Source organism: Streptomyces sp. NPDC098781 (assembly GCF_044759995.1).
Classification (GTDB): domain Bacteria; phylum Actinomycetota; class Actinomycetes; order Streptomycetales; family Streptomycetaceae; genus Streptomyces.
This window is the reverse complement of the sequence record NZ_JBIWAK010000010.1, coordinates 325,181-344,365: the sequence shown is the minus strand read 5'-3', so window position 1 is coordinate 344,365 and position 19,185 is coordinate 325,181. Positions and strand designations below refer to the sequence as shown.

General features: G+C 70.7%; 21 protein-coding genes. 11 read left to right on the top strand and 10 right to left on the bottom strand.

Going from position 1 to position 19,185, the window contains the following annotated elements; genetic code table 11:
* Window positions 1-44: 44 nt before the first annotated feature.
* Together ACIQWG_RS35155 and ACIQWG_RS35150 are read right to left on the bottom strand one after the other, a co-directional pair.
* Window positions 45-953: an aminoglycoside phosphotransferase family protein gene (locus tag ACIQWG_RS35155; protein ID WP_404103264.1), complete on the bottom strand. Its 909-nt coding sequence runs from the start codon at window positions 951-953 to the stop codon at window positions 45-47.
* Window positions 954-1,040: 87 nt separating this feature from the next.
* Entirely contained in the window at window positions 1,041-1,685 is a 645-nt protein-coding gene (locus ACIQWG_RS35150; protein WP_404103261.1) for a class I SAM-dependent DNA methyltransferase, read from the bottom strand.
* A 120-nt stretch (window positions 1,686-1,805) separates the two neighbouring features.
* Between ACIQWG_RS35150 and ACIQWG_RS35145 the strand changes: the two genes are divergently transcribed.
* The 4 genes from ACIQWG_RS35145 (at window position 1,806) to ACIQWG_RS35130 (ending at window position 4,524) form a co-directional block, all read left to right on the top strand.
* The gene (locus ACIQWG_RS35145) at window positions 1,806-2,531 is read left to right on the top strand and encodes a class I SAM-dependent methyltransferase (protein WP_404103259.1); all 726 of its coding nucleotides are present in this window, start codon (window positions 1,806-1,808) and stop codon (window positions 2,529-2,531) included.
* A gap of 119 nt (window positions 2,532-2,650) precedes the next feature.
* Complete coding sequence (locus tag ACIQWG_RS35140) at window positions 2,651-3,226, top strand: helix-turn-helix domain-containing protein (RefSeq protein WP_404103256.1); 576 nt, start codon at window positions 2,651-2,653, stop codon at window positions 3,224-3,226.
* A gap of 110 nt (window positions 3,227-3,336) precedes the next feature.
* Entirely contained in the window at window positions 3,337-4,050 is a 714-nt protein-coding gene (locus tag ACIQWG_RS35135) for a hypothetical protein (protein ID WP_404103253.1), read from the top strand.
* A 141-nt stretch (window positions 4,051-4,191) separates the two neighbouring features.
* Window positions 4,192-4,524 carry a DUF2516 family protein gene (locus tag ACIQWG_RS35130; protein ID WP_404103250.1) on the top strand — a complete coding sequence of 111 codons (333 nt, stop codon included), beginning with the start codon at window positions 4,192-4,194 and terminating at the stop codon, window positions 4,522-4,524.
* A gap of 196 nt (window positions 4,525-4,720) precedes the next feature.
* Here ACIQWG_RS35130 and ACIQWG_RS35125 read toward each other — a convergent pair whose 3' ends face one another.
* The 4 genes from ACIQWG_RS35125 to ACIQWG_RS35110 all read right to left on the bottom strand — a co-directional run bounded on the left by ACIQWG_RS35125 (window position 4,721) and on the right by ACIQWG_RS35110 (window position 8,907).
* A complete protein-coding gene (locus ACIQWG_RS35125) occupies window positions 4,721-6,019 on the bottom strand; it encodes a PP2C family protein-serine/threonine phosphatase (protein WP_404103247.1) in 1,299 nt (432 codons plus the stop codon).
* A gap of 286 nt (window positions 6,020-6,305) precedes the next feature.
* Complete coding sequence (locus ACIQWG_RS35120) at window positions 6,306-7,391, bottom strand: NlpC/P60 family protein (protein WP_404103244.1); 1,086 nt, start codon at window positions 7,389-7,391, stop codon at window positions 6,306-6,308.
* 282 nt (window positions 7,392-7,673) lie between these two features.
* Window positions 7,674-8,492, bottom strand: a complete 819-nt coding sequence (locus ACIQWG_RS35115) for a class I SAM-dependent methyltransferase (protein ID WP_404103241.1) — start codon at window positions 8,490-8,492, stop codon at window positions 7,674-7,676.
* A 22-nt stretch (window positions 8,493-8,514) separates the two neighbouring features.
* On the bottom strand, window positions 8,515-8,907 hold the full coding sequence (locus tag ACIQWG_RS35110; protein ID WP_404103238.1) for a CPCC family cysteine-rich protein: 393 nt from the start codon (window positions 8,905-8,907) through the stop codon (window positions 8,515-8,517).
* 201 nt (window positions 8,908-9,108) lie between these two features.
* Here ACIQWG_RS35110 and mshA point away from each other — a divergent pair, with 201 nt between their 5' ends.
* The 3 genes from mshA (at window position 9,109) to ACIQWG_RS35095 (ending at window position 12,774) form a co-directional block, all read left to right on the top strand.
* A complete protein-coding gene (gene mshA, locus ACIQWG_RS35105; RefSeq protein WP_404103234.1) occupies window positions 9,109-10,446 on the top strand; it encodes a D-inositol-3-phosphate glycosyltransferase in 1,338 nt (445 codons plus the stop codon).
* Window positions 10,439-10,951 (top strand): YbjN domain-containing protein, encoded by a 513-nt coding sequence (locus ACIQWG_RS35100; RefSeq protein ID WP_404103231.1) that lies wholly within the window; start codon window positions 10,439-10,441, stop codon window positions 10,949-10,951. Before mshA ends, ACIQWG_RS35100 begins: the two co-directional genes overlap by 8 nt.
* Window positions 10,952-11,121: 170 nt before the next feature.
* Window positions 11,122-12,774, top strand: a complete 1,653-nt coding sequence (locus ACIQWG_RS35095) for a glycosyl hydrolase family 28-related protein (protein WP_404103521.1) — start codon at window positions 11,122-11,124, stop codon at window positions 12,772-12,774.
* Here ACIQWG_RS35095 and ACIQWG_RS35090 read toward each other — a convergent pair.
* Entirely contained in the window at window positions 12,753-13,559 is an 807-nt protein-coding gene (locus tag ACIQWG_RS35090; RefSeq protein ID WP_404103228.1) for an AraC family transcriptional regulator, read from the bottom strand. The genes ACIQWG_RS35095 and ACIQWG_RS35090 overlap by 22 nt on opposite strands.
* A 49-nt stretch (window positions 13,560-13,608) precedes the next feature.
* On the opposite strand from ACIQWG_RS35090, the gene ACIQWG_RS35085 reads away from it, so the two are divergent.
* Window positions 13,609-14,046: a DUF2000 family protein gene (locus tag ACIQWG_RS35085; RefSeq protein WP_404103225.1), complete on the top strand. Its 438-nt coding sequence runs from the start codon at window positions 13,609-13,611 to the stop codon at window positions 14,044-14,046.
* 89 nt (window positions 14,047-14,135) lie between these two features.
* On the opposite strand, the gene ACIQWG_RS35080 is transcribed toward ACIQWG_RS35085, so the two are convergent.
* Entirely contained in the window at window positions 14,136-15,392 is a 1,257-nt protein-coding gene (locus tag ACIQWG_RS35080; RefSeq protein ID WP_404103518.1) for an MDR family MFS transporter, read from the bottom strand.
* 205 nt (window positions 15,393-15,597) lie between these two features.
* Between ACIQWG_RS35080 and ACIQWG_RS35075 the strand changes: the two genes are divergently transcribed.
* Together ACIQWG_RS35075 and ACIQWG_RS35070 are read left to right on the top strand one after the other, a co-directional pair.
* The gene (locus ACIQWG_RS35075) at window positions 15,598-16,359 is read left to right on the top strand and encodes a phosphoglyceromutase (RefSeq protein ID WP_404103222.1); all 762 of its coding nucleotides are present in this window, start codon (window positions 15,598-15,600) and stop codon (window positions 16,357-16,359) included.
* A 119-nt stretch (window positions 16,360-16,478) separates the two neighbouring features.
* Window positions 16,479-17,435: a hypothetical protein gene (locus ACIQWG_RS35070; RefSeq protein WP_404103219.1), complete on the top strand. Its 957-nt coding sequence runs from the start codon at window positions 16,479-16,481 to the stop codon at window positions 17,433-17,435.
* Between the two features lie 66 nt (window positions 17,436-17,501).
* On the opposite strand, the gene ACIQWG_RS35065 is transcribed toward ACIQWG_RS35070, so the two are convergent.
* Together ACIQWG_RS35065 and ACIQWG_RS35060 are read right to left on the bottom strand one after the other, a co-directional pair.
* Window positions 17,502-17,846 (bottom strand): cold shock domain-containing protein, encoded by a 345-nt coding sequence (locus ACIQWG_RS35065; RefSeq protein WP_404103216.1) that lies wholly within the window; start codon window positions 17,844-17,846, stop codon window positions 17,502-17,504.
* A gap of 10 nt (window positions 17,847-17,856) precedes the next feature.
* Window positions 17,857-18,525, bottom strand: a complete 669-nt coding sequence (locus ACIQWG_RS35060) for a hemerythrin domain-containing protein (RefSeq protein ID WP_404103213.1) — start codon at window positions 18,523-18,525, stop codon at window positions 17,857-17,859.
* Window positions 18,526-18,617: 92 nt separating this feature from the next.
* Here ACIQWG_RS35060 and ACIQWG_RS35055 point away from each other — a divergent pair, with 92 nt between their 5' ends.
* Window positions 18,618-19,073 (top strand): MarR family winged helix-turn-helix transcriptional regulator, encoded by a 456-nt coding sequence (locus ACIQWG_RS35055; RefSeq protein ID WP_404103210.1) that lies wholly within the window; start codon window positions 18,618-18,620, stop codon window positions 19,071-19,073.
* Window positions 19,074-19,185 lie beyond the last annotated feature (112 nt).

Sequence of the window (19,185 nt, the reverse complement as noted above, 5' to 3'; positions counted from 1 at the left end):
ACGCTAGCGCTGTTGCGGTCGTGCCTTCTGGTCTTGAGAGCAACTCAGCGCGTAGCCGCGTCGGCGAGGATCGACTCAAGCCGGGCCCGGCACTCCGCCACGAAGGCGGGGAAGGTGTGCCAGTAGTAGGAGATCCCGCTGACGCCCACCGCGATGGCCCAGGCGCGGGCGCGTGTCCAGGTGATGGCGTCGAGGCTCATGGTGTCCCAGTAGGCCTGTCGTGCTTGTGGCGGCAGGTCCCAGACCGTGGAGTGCTCGGCGTCGGGGAAGCCGATCGAGAGTCCTCCGAAGTCGATCACTGCGTGCAGCTTTCCGTCCCGGACCAGGAGGTTGCTCGGCTTGAGATCACCGTGCAGCCATACGTGAGGTCCGGGAGGCTCGGGCAGCGCCAGCGCGGCTCGCCACATCCGGTCCAGGGCGTCGACGTCGAGCTCGGCACCCACCATGCCGCGGCAGTCGTCAAGGCACCCGCTGATCCACTGGTCGCATGGGCCCAGACCGCCGCCGCGGTACCAGCTGAGGTCAGCTGCCCGAGTCGCTCCCATGAGGTCGATGCGGTGGAGTTCCCTGACGACCGACGCCAGGTCCGCGCCGAAAGCGGCCCAGTCCCGCACGGTGTCCGGTCCGGCTTCGGCACCGTCGATCCAGCGGTGGACCGACCAGACCAGGGGGAAGGCGTCGGTGGGCGTCCCGGTGTGGACCGGCTCGGGAATCGGGCAGGACAGCAGGGGCGCCAGACGAGGCAGCCATTGCTGTTCCTTCCGCACGGCCTGCGCGTTGCCGGCGGTTCGTGGAAGGCGCACGAGCAGGTCATCGCCCAGCCGGTACATGGTGTTGTCCGTGCCGGCGCCCGCGGGCGACAGCGGCAGGGCGGCCCACTCCGGGCGCTGGGCCGTCAGCAGCGACCGGACCAGCGTCTCGTCGACCGGTATCTCGTGCTTGTGAAGCGTCACGTCGGCAGTCTCGTCTCGCTGAAGTTGAGGCAGGGCAGCGCTCCTACCTGGGGTCGGCCAGGGCTTCTCGCTCGTCGGATGGCTGAGTCAGGGCTGACGGTGTGCGAAGAGGACCGCCCCTGGGGTGCTCTCGTCGAGGTCGAGGAGCATGTGGGCCTCGACCGTGAACCCGGCATCGTGCAGCCAGGCCGTCACTCGGTCAGGCCGGCGACGGTGGACGTGGACGTTCATCGGGTGACCGCCGTAGCCCTGCGTCTTCAGCCTCGACTCGGCACCGACGTGGAAGCCGAGCAGCAGTGGTCCGCCAGGGCGTAGCACCCGGTAGAAGTGGCGGAAGACTCTGGGCACGGCATCGTCGGGGATGTGTATCAACGACCAGAAGGCGAGCAGGCCGGCGAGCGAAGCGTCGGCGAGGCGGAGGTCCGTCATCGAGCCGACTTCGAACCGCAGGCCGGGGTGGTCGCGCCGAGCGATGTCGATCATCGCGGGTGAAAGATCGATGCCGAACGCGTCCACGCCCAGCTCGTGCAGGTGAGCGGTGACGTGTCCAGGTCCACAGCCCACGTCCGCCACCGGCCCGCCGCCGGCGGTGTGCACCAATTCGGCGAACAGCGCCAGAGCTGCTCGAAGGTACGGTTCCCCGGCCAGAGCCTCACGCAGCTGGTCGGCATAGGCGGCCGCGACCGTGTCGTAGGAGGTGCGGGTGTCTGCCAACCACTGGTCCGGGTTCATGCATCGACACGGTAGTCCAAGTGATCGGCCGAAGATCTCTCACGGCAGGGATGCCAACACCGCTCGCACATGGCCAAATTGAGTAGGCGTCCGAGCTCAGCGGCCCCTACGTTCGGCCGCATGACGGACGAATGTTTTGGTCATCCACGGCTCGCCGCGATCTACGACCCACTCGACCCCGATCGCGGCGATCTCGACGCGTACGTCCAGATGACGGAAGAGTTCGGGGCGCGTCAGGTGCTGGACATCGGCTGTGGGACAGGTGTGTTCGCGCTGCTGCTGGCTGATCGCGAGATCGAGGTCGTCGGCGTCGATCCCGCCCAAGCGTCCATCGACGTGGCCCGAGCCAAGCCGGGCGGCGAGCAAGTGCACTGGATCTGTGGCGATGCCACGACACTCCCGCCGATGCAGGTCGACCTGGCAACCATGACGGCGAACGCCGCCCAGCAGATCGTCGATCCGCAGGCATGGCGCGAGACCCTGCGTGGCGCGTACGAAGCACTGCAGCCTGGCGGCCGTCTGGTCTTCGAGACCCGAGATCCAGCCAGACGTGCCTGGGAGGAGTGGAACCGCGAAGCCTCATATCGCGTAACGGAGATTCCGGATGTCGGCGCCGTGGAGAGCTGGGTCGAGGTGATCGAGGTGAGTGAGCCGCTGGTGACGTTCCGCTGGACCTACGTGTTCGCTGCCGACGGGGAGGTGATGACGTCGGACTCCACCTTGCGTTTCCGGGAGCGGCAGGAGGTCGAGGCGGAGCTGAGCGCACAGGGGTACGTGCTGGAGGACGTACGCGACGCGCCCGACAGGCCGGGCAGGGAGTTCGTCTTCGTCGCCCGACGTCCGTAGCTCAGCCCGGGAGGCTTCGGGCACACGGGACAGGCAGCCAGTAGGCCGACACAGTGGCGTGGCGCACTTTTGCAAGCGGGTGCTTGCAATAGTTAGCGAGGGTGCTGCAAGGTGGAGGCATGGCATCGCTCAACGTCGGCAATCTCGGTGAGTATCTGCGCGAGCAGCGGCGCAACGCGCAGCTGTCGCTGCGGCAGCTCGCCGACGCCGCCGGGGTGTCCAATCCGTACCTGAGCCAGATCGAGCGCGGGCTGCGCAAGCCGAGCGCGGAGGTGCTCCAGCAGGTCGCCAAGGCGCTGCGGATCTCCGCCGAGACGCTGTACGTCCGCGCCGGCATCCTCGACGCCGAGCGGGACCGGGACGAGGTGGAGACGCGCGCCGTCATCCTCGCCGATCCCACGCTGAACGAGCGGCAGAAGCAGGTGCTGCTCCAGATCTACGAGTCCTTCCGCAAGGAGAACGGATTCGGGATATCCCCCGAGGCGGACGAGATGGCCGAGGCGGACGAGGTCGTGGTCGAGTCGGCCACCGTCGTCGACGACCCGGACCAGGGCTCCCCGCGGAGCGACGGCCGGGCCGACGGCCGCCGCGGCCGTACGACCCGCAAGAACGGCACGACCCGCACGACCCCGACGTCCGACGGCAGCGACGCCGACCCGGAGAACCCGACCGATCCGCAGCAGTCGGCCGGCTGACCATGTGCCGCCCTGCGCGTTATGCGTACGGGCAGGCCGCCGTCAGCCGTCCGGCCGGCCGCGGAAACCCCAAACCCTCACCTGAACAGCAACCCGGGAGGACCATCACCATGGCCATCGCCGACGACCTGCGTAAGACCCTCAGCGACCCGACCCCGTTCTACTTCGCCGCCGGCACCGCCGACCTGGCCCTTCAGCAGGCCCGCAAGGTGCCCAGCCTGGTGGAGCAGCTGCGCGCCGAGGCGCCGGCCCGGATCGAGGCCGTTCGCAACACCGACCCGAAGGCCGTCCAGGAGAAGGCCACCACCCGTGCCAGGGAGGCGGGCGCCAAGGCCAAGGAGGCGCAGGAGACCTTCCAGACCAAGGTCAACGAGTTCGTCACCAGCCTGGACGCCGACGTCAAGAAGTTCGGCAGCAGCCTCGACGCCGACTTCAAGAAGTTCGGCAGCAGCCTCGACGCCGACCTGAAGAAGTTCGGCGAGAGCGCCCAGGACTTCGCGCTGCGCACCATCGGCGTCGCCGCCGAGTACGCCGTCAAGGCCCGCGAGGCCTACGAGAAGGTCGCCGAGCACGGCGAGCAGACCGTGAAGACGTGGCGCGGCGAGGCGGCCGAGGAGATCGAGGAGCTGGCGATCGCGGTCGAGCCGAACGCCGAGCCGGCCGACGCCAAGCAGGACAAGGCCGAGGCCAAGCCGTCGGTGGTCAAGCCCGCCGAGGTCAAGCCCGCCGCGGAGTCCGCTTCGGCGAAGAAGGCCCCGGCGGCCAAGAAGGCTCCGGCCCCCCGCAAGGCCACGGCCAAGAAGACGACCCCGCCCGCCAAGTAACACGGACGGGTGAAAAGGGACCGTTGGACACGGGCCGGGCACTCATGGAGTGCTCGGCCCGTTGTTCGGGTAGCGGTCGTGCGGTTGCGGGTACGGTGACCGCGTGAATACGAGTCGAACCGGGTGGTGGACGTTGTGCTGATGCAGGGCTTCGCGGGTTTCATGTGGCTGCTGAGTGTGGCCCTGATCCTCTTCAGCGGCTTCGCGCTGATCGACGCGGCCACCCGCCGCGACGACGCCTACCGCGCCGCCGACAAGCAGAGCAAGCCGTTCTGGCTGATCATCCTCGGACTCGCCTTCGTGGTGAACCTGATCTTCAACATCCTGTCGTTCCTGCCGATCATCGGCCTCATCGCGACGATCGTGTACATGGTCGACGTCCGCCCGGCGATCAAGGGCCTCCCGGGCGGCGGCCGCAACAGAAGGGGCTCCAGCAGCGACGGCCCCTACGGCCCCTGGAACGGCGGCCGCTGACCAACCCGAGAGAGACGGTTCCCTCACCCGAGAGAGACGGTTCCCTCAGAGGCGCCGGCAACGGCAGCGCCCCTAAGGGGCGCGGGGAACTGCGCGACCAGCCACAACGCACCCGCGGACGGCCCACTACAGAACCCACAACGGCGAGCCTCCGCAAGCCCGCGCCCCCAGCGGCAGCGCCCAGCGGCAGCGCTCCTCAAACCCCCCGATCCAGCAACAGCACAGCCACGTCATCCGTCAGCTCGCCCCCATTGAGGTCCCGAACCTCATTGACGGCGGCCCGCAGCAACGCCTCCCCGCGCAACCCCTCGGAGAGCTGTCGGCGGACCATCTCCACCATGCCGTCCTGCCCGAGCCGCTCGCGCCCCTCGCCGATCCGCCCCTCGATCAAGCCGTCGGTGTAGAGCATCAGGCTCCACTCCGCGCCCAGCTTGACCTCCATCCGAGGCCACCGTGCCTTGGGCAGCAGACCGAGCGCGGGCCCGTTGTTGTCGTACGGCAGCAGTTGGGCCGGCCGTCCGGGCCGGGCGAGCAGCGGCGAGGGATGACCCGCGAGGCACAGCCCCGCCCGTCGGCCGTCCGGAGCGATGTCCACCGTGCACAGGGTCGCGAAGATCTCGTCGTCGGCCCGCTCGTGCTCCAGGACCTTCTGAAGCGTCCCGAGCAGCGCGTCCCCGCACAGCCCGGCCAGCGTCAGCGCCCGCCAGGCGATCCGCAGCTCCACACCGAGGGCGGCCTCGTCCGGGCCGTGCCCGCACACATCGCCGATCATGGCGTGCACGGTGCCGTCGGGGGTGCGGACGACGTCGTAGAAGTCACCGCCCAGCAGGGCGCGCGAACGCCCCGGACGGTAGCGCGCGGCGAACCGCAGCGACGAACCCTCCAGTAGCGGCGTCGGCAGCAGACCGCGCTCCAGGCGCCGGTTCTCCTGGGCCCGCAGACGGCCCTCGGCGAGCCGTCGCTCGGCCGTGTCGGAACGTTTCCTCTCCACGGCGTACCGGATCGCACGGCTCAGCAGCCGCCCGTCCAGCTCGTCCCGGAAGAGATAGTCCTGCGCGCCGACGCGCACGGCTTCGGTGCCGCGCTCGGCGTCACCGGAGGTGGTGAGGGCGAGCACGGCGTGCCGGGGCGCGAGCTCCAGCACGTGCCGCAGCACGGCCAGCTCGTCGTCGTCGGTCCGACCGGGCGCCGACAGCGCGAGGTCCAGCAGGATGCAGTGGACGTCGTCGGTGAGGAGCCGCTCGGCCTCGGTGAGGTTGCGGGCGGTGCGCACGCGGATCGGCTTGCCGGTCGCGTCGAGCATCTCGGGCACGACCGTGGCGCCGCCGGGATCGTCCTCGATCAGCAGCAGCGTCAGGTTGGTATGGGTGGTGTTATCGGCCGCGGCTTCCTTGCGCGGGGCCACCTGCCTGGAGGTGGCGCCTGGGGACACGGCCGGCGCCTGACCAGTCTCCACGGCCGGGATCGCTCTCTGCCGCGGTACGGGTACGGGCATCGTCTTGAGTTCCTTCCCTCCCCCCGAGGGCATGGTGGAAGCGAGGGACCTCGATCCACCGACGGGGACCATAGCGGGTGTCGGCGCCGCAGCGGAATGGTGTGGGGCACGCCGTCTGTACGCTCGCCACTGTCATATGCCGCGTTCCGTACCGCAGTTGGACAGGCCGACAGAGCTGGGGGGATGACGAACGTCACGTCGGTGCCCGGTTGGGGGCGATGTGACGTGCGGTGGGTCACGTGGCGCGAGTCACGGCCGCCCGGCCGGTACAAGACGCCCTGAAACCTCACGCATCGGGCCGAACCACCCCGAGGATCCGCATCGACCCGGCGCCCGCGATGGTCACCGTCCGTCCGGGACGCGGGGCGTGGATGATGGCGCCGTCGCCGATGTACAGGGCGACATGGCTGGCGTCCTCGTTGTAGATGATGAGGTCGCCTGGCCGCATGTCCTTGATGTCGATGCGCTCCAGCTGCTTCCACTGCTCCTGCGAGGTCCGCGGAATGCCGGTGCCGGCGCTCGCCCAGGCCTCGGATGTCAGACCTGAGCAGTCATAGGTCATCGGGCCCTCGGCGCCCCATTCGTACGGTTTGCCCAGCTGGGCGGAGGCGTACTCGACGGCCTTGCGGCCCTGTTCGGAGGCCTGGCCCTTGATGTCCTTCAGGATGCCGGAGTCCAGCCAGGCGGTCTGCGCCGCGTAGGCGGCCTCCTTCTCCAGCTCGGCGAGGCGCTCCTTCTCCTCCTTCTCCAGCTGGGACTCCAGCTGTTCGGCCGCCTTGATCTGCTTCTCGATCTTCTTCTGGGCGGCGGCCTTGGCCTTGCGGCCGGCCTCCAGCTTCTGCCACTGCGCGGAGGCGTCCTTGGCGTACAGCTCCAAGTCCTGCTGGGTGCGGGTCATTTCCGCCAGTAGTCCCTTGGTCGCGCGCTGGCCCTGGAGTACTCGCCCCGCCCCGTCGAGGAAGGCCCCCGGGTCGTCGCTGAGCATCAGATGGGCCTCGTCCGGCAGTCCGCCCGAGCGGTACTGGGCGGCTGCCGCGGCGCCGGCGCGCTTCTTCAACTCCGCCAGCCGCTCCTGGCCTTTTACGATCTTCTTGGCGAGCGAGACGATCTCGGCGGACTGCCTCTCGACCGCCTCCTCGGCGGCGTTGTATGCGTCGGTGGCGACGGCGGCGGAGTGGTAGAGCTTCTCCAGCTTGGCCCGGACCTCCTCAAGTTCCTTGTTCGACACGGGGGCCGGTGGCGAGGAGGGTGATGCGCTCGGAGACGGGCTGGGGGAGGGTGCCGCGAAGGCCGTACCCGGTGCCGCCAGTACGGTGACCGCGCAGACGACGGTCACGGCCGCGGTGATCAGGCCGCGCTTGCGCGTACCCATAACTGTGCCCCCAAACTGATGTCTCGTCAGTAACATACGAGCGTCCGGGGGATCGTGCCACGACGGCGCGCAAAGGGACAGAGGTCTGCTTCCCCCCGATCCCTCCCCGTCATGTCGATCTCCCCGCCTTTGTGACGTACGACTCGCAGAGATCGTTCCGTGATCCGTGGACAACCGGGGAAACGAGAGGGAAAGGCCCGCAAACCAGAGAATCGACGCTCCGGTTCGACGCCTCGGTTCGACGTGCCGCGGCGCCGCGTCCTCCGCCGGGACGAACCGGTCCTAAGCCGCCGGCGCCAACGCCCCCCATCGCACCGTCACTTCGCCCTGCCGCCACCGTACCGGGCCGTCCGTCACCGGCCAGTCGGCCGCGAGGTCCCGCACGGCCCGGATCCAGCGCTGGCGGGCGCCGTAGGAGGCGTAGGGGGCGGCGGCGGACCAGGCGCGGTCGAAGTCGCGCAGGAAGGCGTGCACGGGTTCCCCGGGGACATTGCGGTGGATCAGCGCCTTCGGCAGTCGCTCGGCCAGGTCCGACGGCCGTTCCAGCGACCCCAGCCGGGTCGCGAAGGTCACCGTGCGCGGCCCCTCCGGCCCGAGCGCGACCCACACGTGCCGGCGCCCGATCTCGTCACAGGTCCCCTCGACGAGCAGCCCGCCCCGGGCCCCGGAGGCCGGATCGGCCGGCGCGAGCCGTGCGCACAGCCGCTGCCAGACCCCGGCGACCTCGTCCTCGTCGTACTGTCGCAGCACGTTCGCGGCGCGCACGAGGTGCGGCCGCTGCGGGATCGGGATCTCGAACCCGCCGTGCCGGAAGACCAGCCCCTCGCGTTCGTACGGCCGTGCGGCGGCGACCCGCGCCGGTTCGATCTCCACGCCGACGACCCGCGCGCGGGGCGCGGTCACGCGGAGCCTGGTCAGCAGTTCGACCGCCGTCCAGGGAGCGGCGCCGTATCCGAGGTCGACGGCGACCGGATCGGCGGCCCGGCGCAGCTCGGCGCCGTGCGTGGCCGCGATCCAGCGGTCCATGCGGCGCAGCCGGTTGGGGTTGGTCGTCCCGCGCGTGACCGTTCCCACCGGGCGGGAGGTCGCGCGGGATGCCATGTCTACGAGGGTATGCGGCGCCCTAGGGTGCCAGGTGCCGCCGCCAGTACGTGGGCCGCCAGTAGTACAGGGTGGTGAGGTCGTCCGGGTGGGGAGTGCCGGAGGACGTCCGCTCGTAGGGGTCCCGTTCCGGATCGACCGGCCGCCAGCCGGGATCCAGGTGCTCGTCCGGCCCGGGAGGCCGTACCCGGCGCTTGTGGTCCTCGTGCACCGCGCCGAACCGCTGGTAGTTGGCCTGTGCCTCGATCAGGGTGAGGCCGGTGTTGGAGCCGAGGTCGGCGTGGGGGTACCTGAGCTGGAAAGGGTCGTCCTCCCAGTAGCAGATGTCGCAGATCTCATGGCTCCACAGCTCGCCGAACATCTGGTGCCCGCACGCGGGGCACGGGTACGCGGCATCCCGTGGAGGTTCTGTCATGTCGTTGATCATAAGAACGCTCGGGCGCGCGGCCCATCCCTTTACGGACGCCTCCCGCTCTCGAACGGTTGAGCGACCTCCGGTAACGCCTAGGCAAAAACCCTCACGTCTGGAATGGGAATGCCTTCCTCCGGTGTTGGACCGCCTTGGAGGGCGCACAACCCTCCAGCAGGCATGCCCGCGGCCAAGGAGGAACGCCACGTGAGCCAGTACGTCAGCAGGCTCGGGCGCCGCTCCCCGGCGACCGCCTCGCGACTCAGGCTGCACCGCCGTCCCCGCCGCGTGGCCATGCTCTCGGTGCACACGTCACCGCTCCACCAGCCCGGCACGGGGGACGCCGGCGGCATGAACGTATACATCGTGGAGCTCGCGCAGCGCCTCGCCGCGATCAACATCGAGGTCGAGATCTTCACGCGCACGACCGCCACGGACCTCCCGCCGGTCGTCGAGCTGGCCCCGGGCGTCCTGGTCCGGCACATCGACGCGGGCCCCTACGAGGGCCTCAACAAGGAGGACCTGCCCGCGCAGCTGTGCGCCTTCACGCACGGCGTGATGCAGGCCTGGGCCGGCCACCGACCCGGCTACTACGACCTGGTCCACTCCCACTACTGGCTCTCCGGGCACGTCGGCTGGCTCGCCGCCCAGCGCTGGGGCGCCCCCCTGGTGCACGCCATGCACACCATGGCCAAGGTCAAGAACGCCAACCTGGCCGACGGCGACACCCCCGAGCCCGCGGCCCGTGTGATCGGCGAGACCCAGATCGTCGCCGCCGCCGACCGGCTGATCGCCAACACGGCCGAGGAGGCCGACCAGCTCGTCCGGCACTACGCCGCCGACCCCGGCAAGGTCGCCGTCGTCCACCCCGGCGTCAACCTCACCCGCTTCTCGCCCGCCGACGGCCGGGCCGCCGCCCGCGCCCGCCTCGGCCTCCCGCAGGACGCCCTGATCCCGCTGTTCGCCGGCCGCATCCAGCCGCTGAAGGCGCCGGACATCCTGCTCCGCGCGGTGGCCGTCCTGCTGGACGAGCACCCCGAGCTGCGCTCCCGGACCCTCGTACCGATCGTCGGCGGCCCTAGCGGCAGCGGCCTCGCCAAGCCGGAGGGGCTCCAGAAGCTGGCCGCCCGGCTGGGCATCGCGGATGTCGTACGGTTCCGGCCGCCCGTCGGCCAGGAGCAGCTCGCCGACTGGTTCCGGGCGGCGTCGGTGCTGGTCATGCCGTCGTACAGCGAGTCCTTCGGGCTGGTCGCCATCGAGGCGCAGGCAGCCGGCACGCCGGTGCTCGCGGCGGCGGTGGGCGGACTGCCGGTGGCGGTCCGCGACGGCCGTACGGGATTCCTGGTCCAGGGGCACAACCCGGCCGAGTACGCGCGCGTGCTGCGCGCCTTCGCCGACGAGCCGCATCTGTCGGCACGGATGGGGGAGGCCGCCGCCCGGCACGCGCAGGCCTTCGGCTGGGACACCTCGGCCGCCGCCACGGCGGACGTGTACACGGCAGCGACCCAGGCCTACCGCCGTCGCGTACGCTCCCACCATGGCTGACGCACAGGACGCACAGCAGAAGGCGGCGCAGGTCGTCGAGGGAGCCCTGAAGGACGCCGAGCTGGAGTGGGAGAGCCCCGCGCCCGGCAGCTACGTCGTCAAGCTCCCCGGCACCCGCAAGCTCTCCACGACCGTCTCCCTGATCGTCGGCCGCCACTCCCTGTCGCTGAACGCCTTCGTCATCCGGCACCCCGACGAGAACGAGGCGGGCGTCCACCGCTGGCTCCTGGAGCGCAACCTCAAGCTCTACGGAGTGAGCTACGCCGTCGACCGGCTCGGCGATGTCTACGTCACCGCCAAGCTGTCCCTCGACGCCGTCACCGCCGACGAGATCGACCGCCTCCTCGGCCAGGTCCTGGAGGCGGCGGACGGTTCCTTCAACACCCTGCTGGAGCTCGGCTTCGCGTCCGCGATCCGCAAGGAGTACGAGTGGCGCGTCGCGCGCGGCGAGTCGACGCGCAACCTGGACGCGTTCACGCATCTGACCCAGCGGTCGACGGACTGACGCGAGAACCGGCGTAAAGGTCCGCACCAACTCACGTCGTACGACCCCTATCGCGCGCCCGTAGGGCCGTGGCATGCTCACGCCCACCGCACTTCTGAACGTCGTTCACATCCATGAAGAGTCATGAAGAGTCACATGGAAGGACGAGCCGCATGGAAGGACGTAGGGCCATGGGTCACGCGCATCTCACCAGACGCACCCTGCTCGCCGGGGCCACGGCCGTGGCGCTCGGCGCCGCGACCGGCAGGGCACACGCCGCCGCCGAAGTCCCCGCCCTCTGGCGCGAGTTCACCCGCACCCCCTTCACGCACCCGCAGATTCCCTACGTGGGCCGGGCGGGCTGCCGAGCCGGCGCGAGGCGCTTCCCGCGCCCCCGGGTCGTGGCCGACGTGCGCGACTTCGGAGCCAAGGCCGACGGTACGACGGACTCCGCGCCCGCGATCAACCGTGCCATCGCCGCCGCCGGAAGGGCCGGCGGTGGCACGGTCACCATCCCGCCCGGCACGTTCCGCATCGACGACGTGATCCGCGTCGGCCACTCGAACGTGGTCCTCCGCGGCGCCGGCAGCACCCGCACAAAGCTCCACGCGACGAAGAACCTCACCGAACTGATCGGTCCCTACGGCTCCCGGTACGGCGGCGACAAGTCCTCCTGGTCCTGGGCCGGCGGTCTGATCTGGCTGGCGCCCGAGGCCCGTTGGAACTCCCTGGTCGCCGCGATCAGGGCGAAGGCGTGGCCCTTCGAGGGCTGGACGGGCAACCGGCGCGACGAGTGGCGCCCGCTCACCACGGTCGAGCCGGTCCGGCAGGGCTCCTGGACGGTGACCGTCGCGGACCCCTCACCTCTGCGCCCCGGCGCCCTGGTCCTGCTGCGTCTCGCCGACGACTCCGGCCACACCCTGCTGGAGCACATGTCCGGCGGCGGACCGGGCCCCGAGTCGTACACCTGGGACGACAAGACGAAACTGACGTCGTACGTGCCCTACGAGTGGCCGGTGCGCATCGCCCGAGTCCAGGGCCGGGAGGTCACCCTGGAGCGCCCGCTCCCGCTCGACGTACGCCCCGAATGGAACCCCCAACTGGTCACTCATGTACCGGAGTTGACAGGGTCCGGTGTCGAGGGCCTCACCCTGGAGGCGGTGGAGACCCCCCAGCAGCCCCACCTCCTCGACAAGGGCCACAACGGCGTCGTACTCCAATGCGCCTACGACTGCTGGGTGGACGACGTCACGGTCCGCCACGTCGACAACGGCTTCGGCCTCGTCGCGGCCTCCGCCTGCACCCTCCGGCGCACGCGTGTGGCGGGCCGGGGCAGCCACCACCCCTACTTCTGCCGCGAGGGCTCCCACGACAACCTGATCGAGGACTTCACGATCGAGGCCCGCACCACCCCGGCCCCCGCCGGCACCCAGCTGCACGGCATCAACGTCGAGGGCCTGTCGTCGTACAACGTCTGGTCCCGCGGCGACATGCGGATGGGCACCTTCGACAGCCACCGCGGCCTGCCGTTCGCCAATGTCCGCACCGACATCACGGTGGACAACAACGGCCGCCACGGCGGCGACGCGAGCGCGGGCCCGCTGTTCGGCGCACGCTTCACGCACTGGAACGTCCGGGTGACCAACGGCCGCGCCGGCATGATCCGCCTCGACGGCCTCGCGCCGTACTCGGCCACCGTCGGCCTCAACGAGGTCAGGGAGTTCGACCAGATCGACGTACCCGACTTCACGGGCGACCTGCACTCCCGCCTGGAGCTGTACGGCACCACGGACGTCATACGCCCGCGCAATCTGTACGACGCTCAGCGCACGGCGGCGCGATAGCGTCCCGGCGGCACGCCGACCAACTTCCGGAAGTGGCGGCTGAGATGGGACTGGTCGTAGAACCCGGTCGCGACGGCCACCTCGGCGGGCGAGCGGCCCGCCAGCAGCAGCCGGCGCGCGCGGTCGACGCGGCGGGACATCAGGTACTGGTGCGGGGCGATGCCGTACGCCGCGCTGAACGACCGTACGAGATGGGCGGGATGGGCCTGCACCAGCCCGGCGGCCTCGTCGAGCGCGATGCCCGGCACGACCCGTTCGTCGAGGAGTTCGCGCAACCGCCGGGCGAGGACGGGGTCGCGGCGGGGCACCTCGGTGAAGGCGGTGGGCCGCAGCTGGGCGCGCAGCCGGTCGCCGATGAGCGTCAGCCTGCTGTCCGCCTCCAGTTCGTCACCGGGGTGGGCGAGGGCGGCGTGCACCTGACCGACGCGCAGCCGGAGCACCGGGTCGCGCAGGTCGGGGGAGTCCACCGCCGGGCCGATCAGGTCGTCGCCGAGGCGGGTGCTGTCCAGGTAGAGGACACGCTTGCGGAAGCCGTGCGGGGTGGCGGGGGAGCCGTTGTGGGGGACGTGCGGCGGCAGGAGGGACACCGTGTCGAGCGGGGTGCCGTGCTCGTGCCGGTCGAGGTCGTAGCGCACGGCGCCGTCGTCGACGATCAGCAGCGTCCAGGCCTCGTGCACATGCATCGGGTACGCGTACTCGGTGAAGTGCGCGTGGAAGACCTCGGTGACGCCCGGGACGGAAGGGCGCCACGCGGTGACTTCCTCGCGGTTCCGTGCGGCGGCCATGCAAAGAACGTACAAGACGCAGTCGTACGGCGTCGGCGAGCCTCGTCGCATGAACGATGCGACTGATCGGGCCCCCGTCCGTTTCGACACCAAGATCGCCGTGCTGCTGCGCGAGGACCTGGAGTCCTGGCAGCGGCTGAACGTCACGGCGTTCCTGGTCAGCGGCCTGGGGACGGAGGTTCCCGAGGTGATCGGGGAGCCGTACGAGGACGCGGACGCGGTGGCCTACCTGCCGATGTTCCGGCAGCCGGTACTGGTCTTCGAGGGCAGCAAGGAGACCCTGACGGCGGCCCACACCCGCGTGCTCTCCCGCGCCCTGCCCCGCGCGATCTTCACCTCCGACCTCTTCACGACCGGCAACGACCGGGACAACCGCGCGGCGGTGCGGGCGGTGTCCACGGGGGAGCTGGACCTGGTGGGTGTGGCGGTGTACGGGCCGCGGAACGCGGTGGACAAGGTGATGAAGGGGGCGCGGATGCATCCGTGAGGCGGGGTGGAATCCGGAGCGCCGACCTCCGGTCCACCCACCTGCCCCAACCTGCCGACTGCGCCGAGCGCTGTGTCGCCGCGACGCGGTCAGGCCGCGCTGACCTCCGGCTTCGGGTCGGCCGGGGCGGCGGTGGTCGCCGGGGCCTCCGCCGGGAGGCGGCGCATCAGGACGCCGTATCCGATCGCCGCCGCGGTACCGACGAGCGCGCACACACCCCACAGCCACTCGGCGCCGAAGTGGTCGATCACGAAGCCGGACATCAGAGGGGCGACCAGCGCCGCCACCGCCCAGGACAGGGTGTACATGCCCTGGTAGCGGCCGCGCCCGTGGGCGGGGGAGAGGCGGACGACGAGGCCGGTCTGGGTGGGGGCGCTCAGCATCTCGCCCAGGGTCCACACGCACACCGTCAGGGCGAAGACGCCGACCGTCCCGGCGAGCGCGGTCAGCCCGAAGCCGTACCCGGCGAGCAGCGAGGACACCACGAGGATGCGCCCCACGTCCCGGCTCTGGATGAACCGCGTCACCGGAATCTGGAGCGCGACGATCAGGATGCCGTTGACGGCGATGGCCAGGCCGTAGTCGGCGGGCGAGAACCCGGCGTCGCCCATGGCGATCGGCAGTCCGACCGCGCCCTGCTGAAAGACGAGGGCGACGAGGAAGGACAGCCCGACGACCGTCATGAAGCGCCCGTCGCGCAGGACGGTGCCGAGCCCGACCTCGTCCCCGCTCCCCTTGGTGACCTCGACCGGGGGCCGTGACTCGGGCAGCTTCACGAACACCACGATCGCGCAGACGGCCGTCATGCCCGCCTCGATCAGAAAGCCCGCGAGATAGCTGACCTCGGCGATGAACCCGGCGGCCATGGACGAGATCGCGAACCCGAGGTTGATCGCCCAGTAGTTGAGCGAGAAGGCCCGCACCCGGTCCTCGGGCCGCACGATGTCGGCCATCATCGCCTGCACCGCGGGCCGGGACGCGTTCGAGGCCGCGCCGACGAGGAAGGCGACGCCGGCGATGGCGACGGGGTGGTGCATGAACCCGAGCACCGCCACGGACACGGCGGTGGAGGCCTGCGCCACGAGCAGCGTCGGCCGCCGCCCGAGCCGGTCGGTCATGACGCCGGCCCCGATCGACGAGACGACCCCGCCGAGCCCGTGCAGCGCGGCGACGAGTCCGGCGTAGGAGGCGGAGTACCCGCGGTCGAGAGTGAGGTACAGGGCCATGAACGTGGCCACGAACGCGCCGAGCCGGTTCACCAGCGTGCTGGTCCACAGCCACCAGAACTCGCGGGGGAGCCCGGAGACGGTCTCCCGGGTGGCACGTCTCAGTGCGGCGAGCGGCATGGGGGTCCCTAGGGGTACGGCGGTGCGGACGACGGGGAGAGCGTGCTCGGGCAGCCGGATGTAAGCAGCCAAATCAGCAACGGCAACTTACAAACGCAGCGCCCATGGGGGCCACTCAATTAACGGATCCCGTCAACTGACGGGCGGCTGTCCGGCTGGTGGGCGGGCCTCCTGAGGCCTGAATGCGTGGATTACGCTCTGAGGCATGGCCGACGCACCGTACAAGCTGATCCTCCTCCGCCACGGCGAGAGCGAATGGAACGCGAAGAACCTGTTCACCGGCTGGGTGGACGTCAACCTCAATGAGAAGGGCGAGAAGGAGGCGGTCCGCGGTGGCGAGCTCCTGAAGGACGCCGACCTTCTCCCCGACGTGGTCCACACGTCCCTCCAGAAGCGCGCGATCCGCACGGCCCAGCTGGCGCTGGAGTCGGCCGACCGCCACTGGATCCCGGTCCACCGCAGCTGGCGCCTGAACGAGCGCCACTACGGCGCCCTCCAGGGCAAGGACAAGGCGCAGACCCTCGCGGAGTTCGGCGAGGAGCAGTTCATGCTGTGGCGCCGTTCCTACGACACCCCGCCCCCGCCGCTCGAGGACGGCACGGAGTTCTCCCAGTCGGACGACCCGCGCTACGCGACGATCCCGCCGGAGCTGCGTCCGCGCACGGAGTGCCTCAAGGACGTCGTCATCCGCATGCTCCCGTACTGGTACGACGGCATCGTCCCCGACCTCCTGACCGGCCGCACGGTCCTGGTCGCCGCCCACGGCAACAGCCTCCGCGCCCTGGTCAAGCACCTCGACGGCATCTCCGACGCCGACATCGCGGGCCTGAACATCCCGACGGGCATCCCCCTGTACTACGAGCTCGACGCCGACTTCAAGCCGGTGACGCCGGGTGGCAGGTACCTGGACCCGGAGGCGGCCGCGGCTGCCATTGAGGCGGTCAAGAACCAGGGCAAGAAGAAGTAGCCCAACCCGATCAAGGCCCCCACCCGCGGTCTCTCCGCCGGTCGGGGGCCTTGTCGTTGGGCTCGGGAACCGCGGCCGGGCCGGGGTGCGTCCCTTACCGGGATCTTGGAGGGGACGCCATGAGCATCGACGAACCCAGCCCGGCCGGGCGGTCGTTGTACGGCGGCACGCGGACCTTGGGCGATCCGCCGCGGCCGTACACACCGCTGTGGCGGCGGCTGCGTGAGGACGAATGGCCGCCGCTGGGTGAGGTGCTGCGGGGGCGGCGGGAGCAGGTGTCCTCCTGGGTGGTCCTGGTGTTGCTCCTCCCGTGCTTCTGGTGGCTGACCGTGCCGCTGCTGGTCGGCTACCAGCTGGCCCGTACGGCCCGCCGTATCGCGCGCCAGGTCTTCCCCGTACGCCCGCGCGGGCAGGTCGAAGATCCCGTGGTGCTCCGGGTGCAGCGGGTGCGGGCCTGGCTGGCCCTCACCATCTCCGTGCTGCTGTTGGCCGTCTACGGCGGCTGGGAGGACGTGGCGGAAGCACCGGGGCAGTTCCTGCAACGGGTGTTGTTCGCGCCCTGGTTGGCGCTGCTGAGCGCGACGGTGGCGGTGGCGCTGCTGTTCTGTGTGGCCAGGTCCGGGACGCGGCGGGCGATGCGGACGCAGCTGTGGCCGGCCGGCCGGTCCGCCCTCTGGTACTTCGGTGCCTGGACGCTGGTGCCGCTGCTGTTCACGGCGGCGGCCGACGGAATGGGTCTGCTGTCCGGCAACACCAATGTGCTGCTCTGGGCGTCCGTGATGTTCGTGTGCTGGGCGCCGTTCTGGTGGGTGATCTTCTTCCTCGGCTTCGCCTCCGGCCCGGCGCTGCGCCACGCCTTCAACCTGTCCGCCCTGAACGCGGCGCTGCCCGCGCTGGTCACCTCCGTCCTGGTCTGGGTGTTCGCCTTCCTCAGCCTGTCGACGGGCGGTCTCCCGCCGGGCCCGGTGCCGATCGCGGTCTGCGCGTTCCTCGGTGGCCCGGTGTCGGTGACCGCGGTGGCCTGGTGGGAAGTTCACCGGCTGCGGCGGTGGCACGGGGTGCGGTGGCGGGGTTAGCACCGGGAGTGGATGTACGGGGGGCGGGGCGGCTCCGGCGCGTCCACCCCTGATGCCCACGCGGCCTCAGTCGGGGCGGTCGGCCTCAGCACCGCCCGCCGGTGCGTCGAACTCCAGGTGCAGGGTGCTCCGGTAGGCCGCCGACGGCTGCTGGGCGGCGGGGGCCGCGGGGGCGGCGGGCTCCTCGGGGCGCTCGTCTGCGGTCCACACGGCGGTGGCCCGGTAGTCGTATCCGTCCTGCCGGCCGCGCTCGAAGGTGAACGACACCGTCTGGCCCGAGCTGAGCGAGCGGTAGCCGCCCCTCAGTACGCTGCCGAAATGGGCCCAACAGCCGCCCGGGGTGGTGTCGGACTCGATGACTCCCCAGCCCTCGTCGCCATGCCACTCCCGCAGGATGCCGATGACTCTCACGGGAGCAGTGTCACACCTCCGCCATCCCGAGGTCATGGCCGAGCCGGTTGCGCTGCTCCGGGCTGAGAGTCGCGGAGACCGAGGCCAGTGTCCGCTCCGCCGGGCCCGGCGTGTTGTCGAGGACGTCGCGCACGATCGCCGCGCGGGGCGTGGGCGGCAGGGCGGGCAGCATTCTGTGCAGGTCGGTGAGGGTCTCCTCGGGGGTGCGGGAGGCGCGGAAGGCGGCCAGTAGGGCGCTGAGTTCCTTCTCGTCGGCGTACTGCCACAGCGCCGGCATCGCGACCGTCTCCTCCAGGTGCAGATGGGCGAGATACGCGCTGATCACCTCGCCCAGCGCGAGATAGAGCGCGTGCTGGGCCTCGGGCAGCGCGTCGGCGGGGGTGCCGGGCAGGTCCCGGGCCCGGTCGTCCAGCGCCGCGAAGGCCGCGTCGAGGCGTACGTGCTCGGCTTCCAGCGCGTCCGCCGCCTGCGGTGAGCGCTCCCGCAGGAGCTGATGGATGTAGGTGTCCTCGTGGTCGGCGTGCTCGCGCAGTTCCCGTGTCATGGCGAGGCAGCGGTCCGCCTGCTCGGCGGCGGCGCCGTTGCGCGAGATGTCCGCCGCTCCGAGTTCGACGGCGAGCGTGAACAGTCGTGCGCGCTGCCCCATGTGTACGTTCCGGTAGAGATCGATCCTGGGCATGGGCTGTCCTGCCTGTCTTTCGGGTCGGTGTTCGAGTAACATGACAACATGTTGCCGGTACGGCAATGTGTTGTCAAACGAGGAGGCGCGGGATGCCCGACGAGACGGACGAGACGGCCTTGCTGATCGCCGATGTGCTGGAGGCCGCCGGTGCGCTGCGTCGCCTCGGTGAGCGGACCGCCGGGGCCGAGGGGCTGACCCAGGCCCGTTGGCAGGTGCTGAGCGCGGTCTCCGAGCACCCGCTCACCGCCCCCCAGGCCGCCCGCCGCCTCGGCGTGAGCCGCCAGAACGTCCAGCGGGTCGCCAACGATCTCGTGTCCCTCCGGCTGGCGACCTATGAGGCCAACCCGGATCACCGCGGCTCGCCGCTGCTGACGCTGACCCCGAGCGGCAGGGAGGCGCTGGCCCGCGTGACCGACCGGGCCGCGGAACAGCACCGCACTCTCTTCGCGGCCGTACCCGACGAGGAGATCCGGACCACCAGGGCATCCCTGCGCCGGCTGCTGACCGAACTCGACCGTGAAGAAGGGGTGGAGGGCACGCGGTAGCCGCACGGCCGGCGCCGTCGCCGGTGCCCTGACCCACCCCCGGACCCTGCCCACCCCCCGGGCGATCAGGTCCATTGCTTGGACAGGCCGTAGCCAGCAGATAGCACTGATG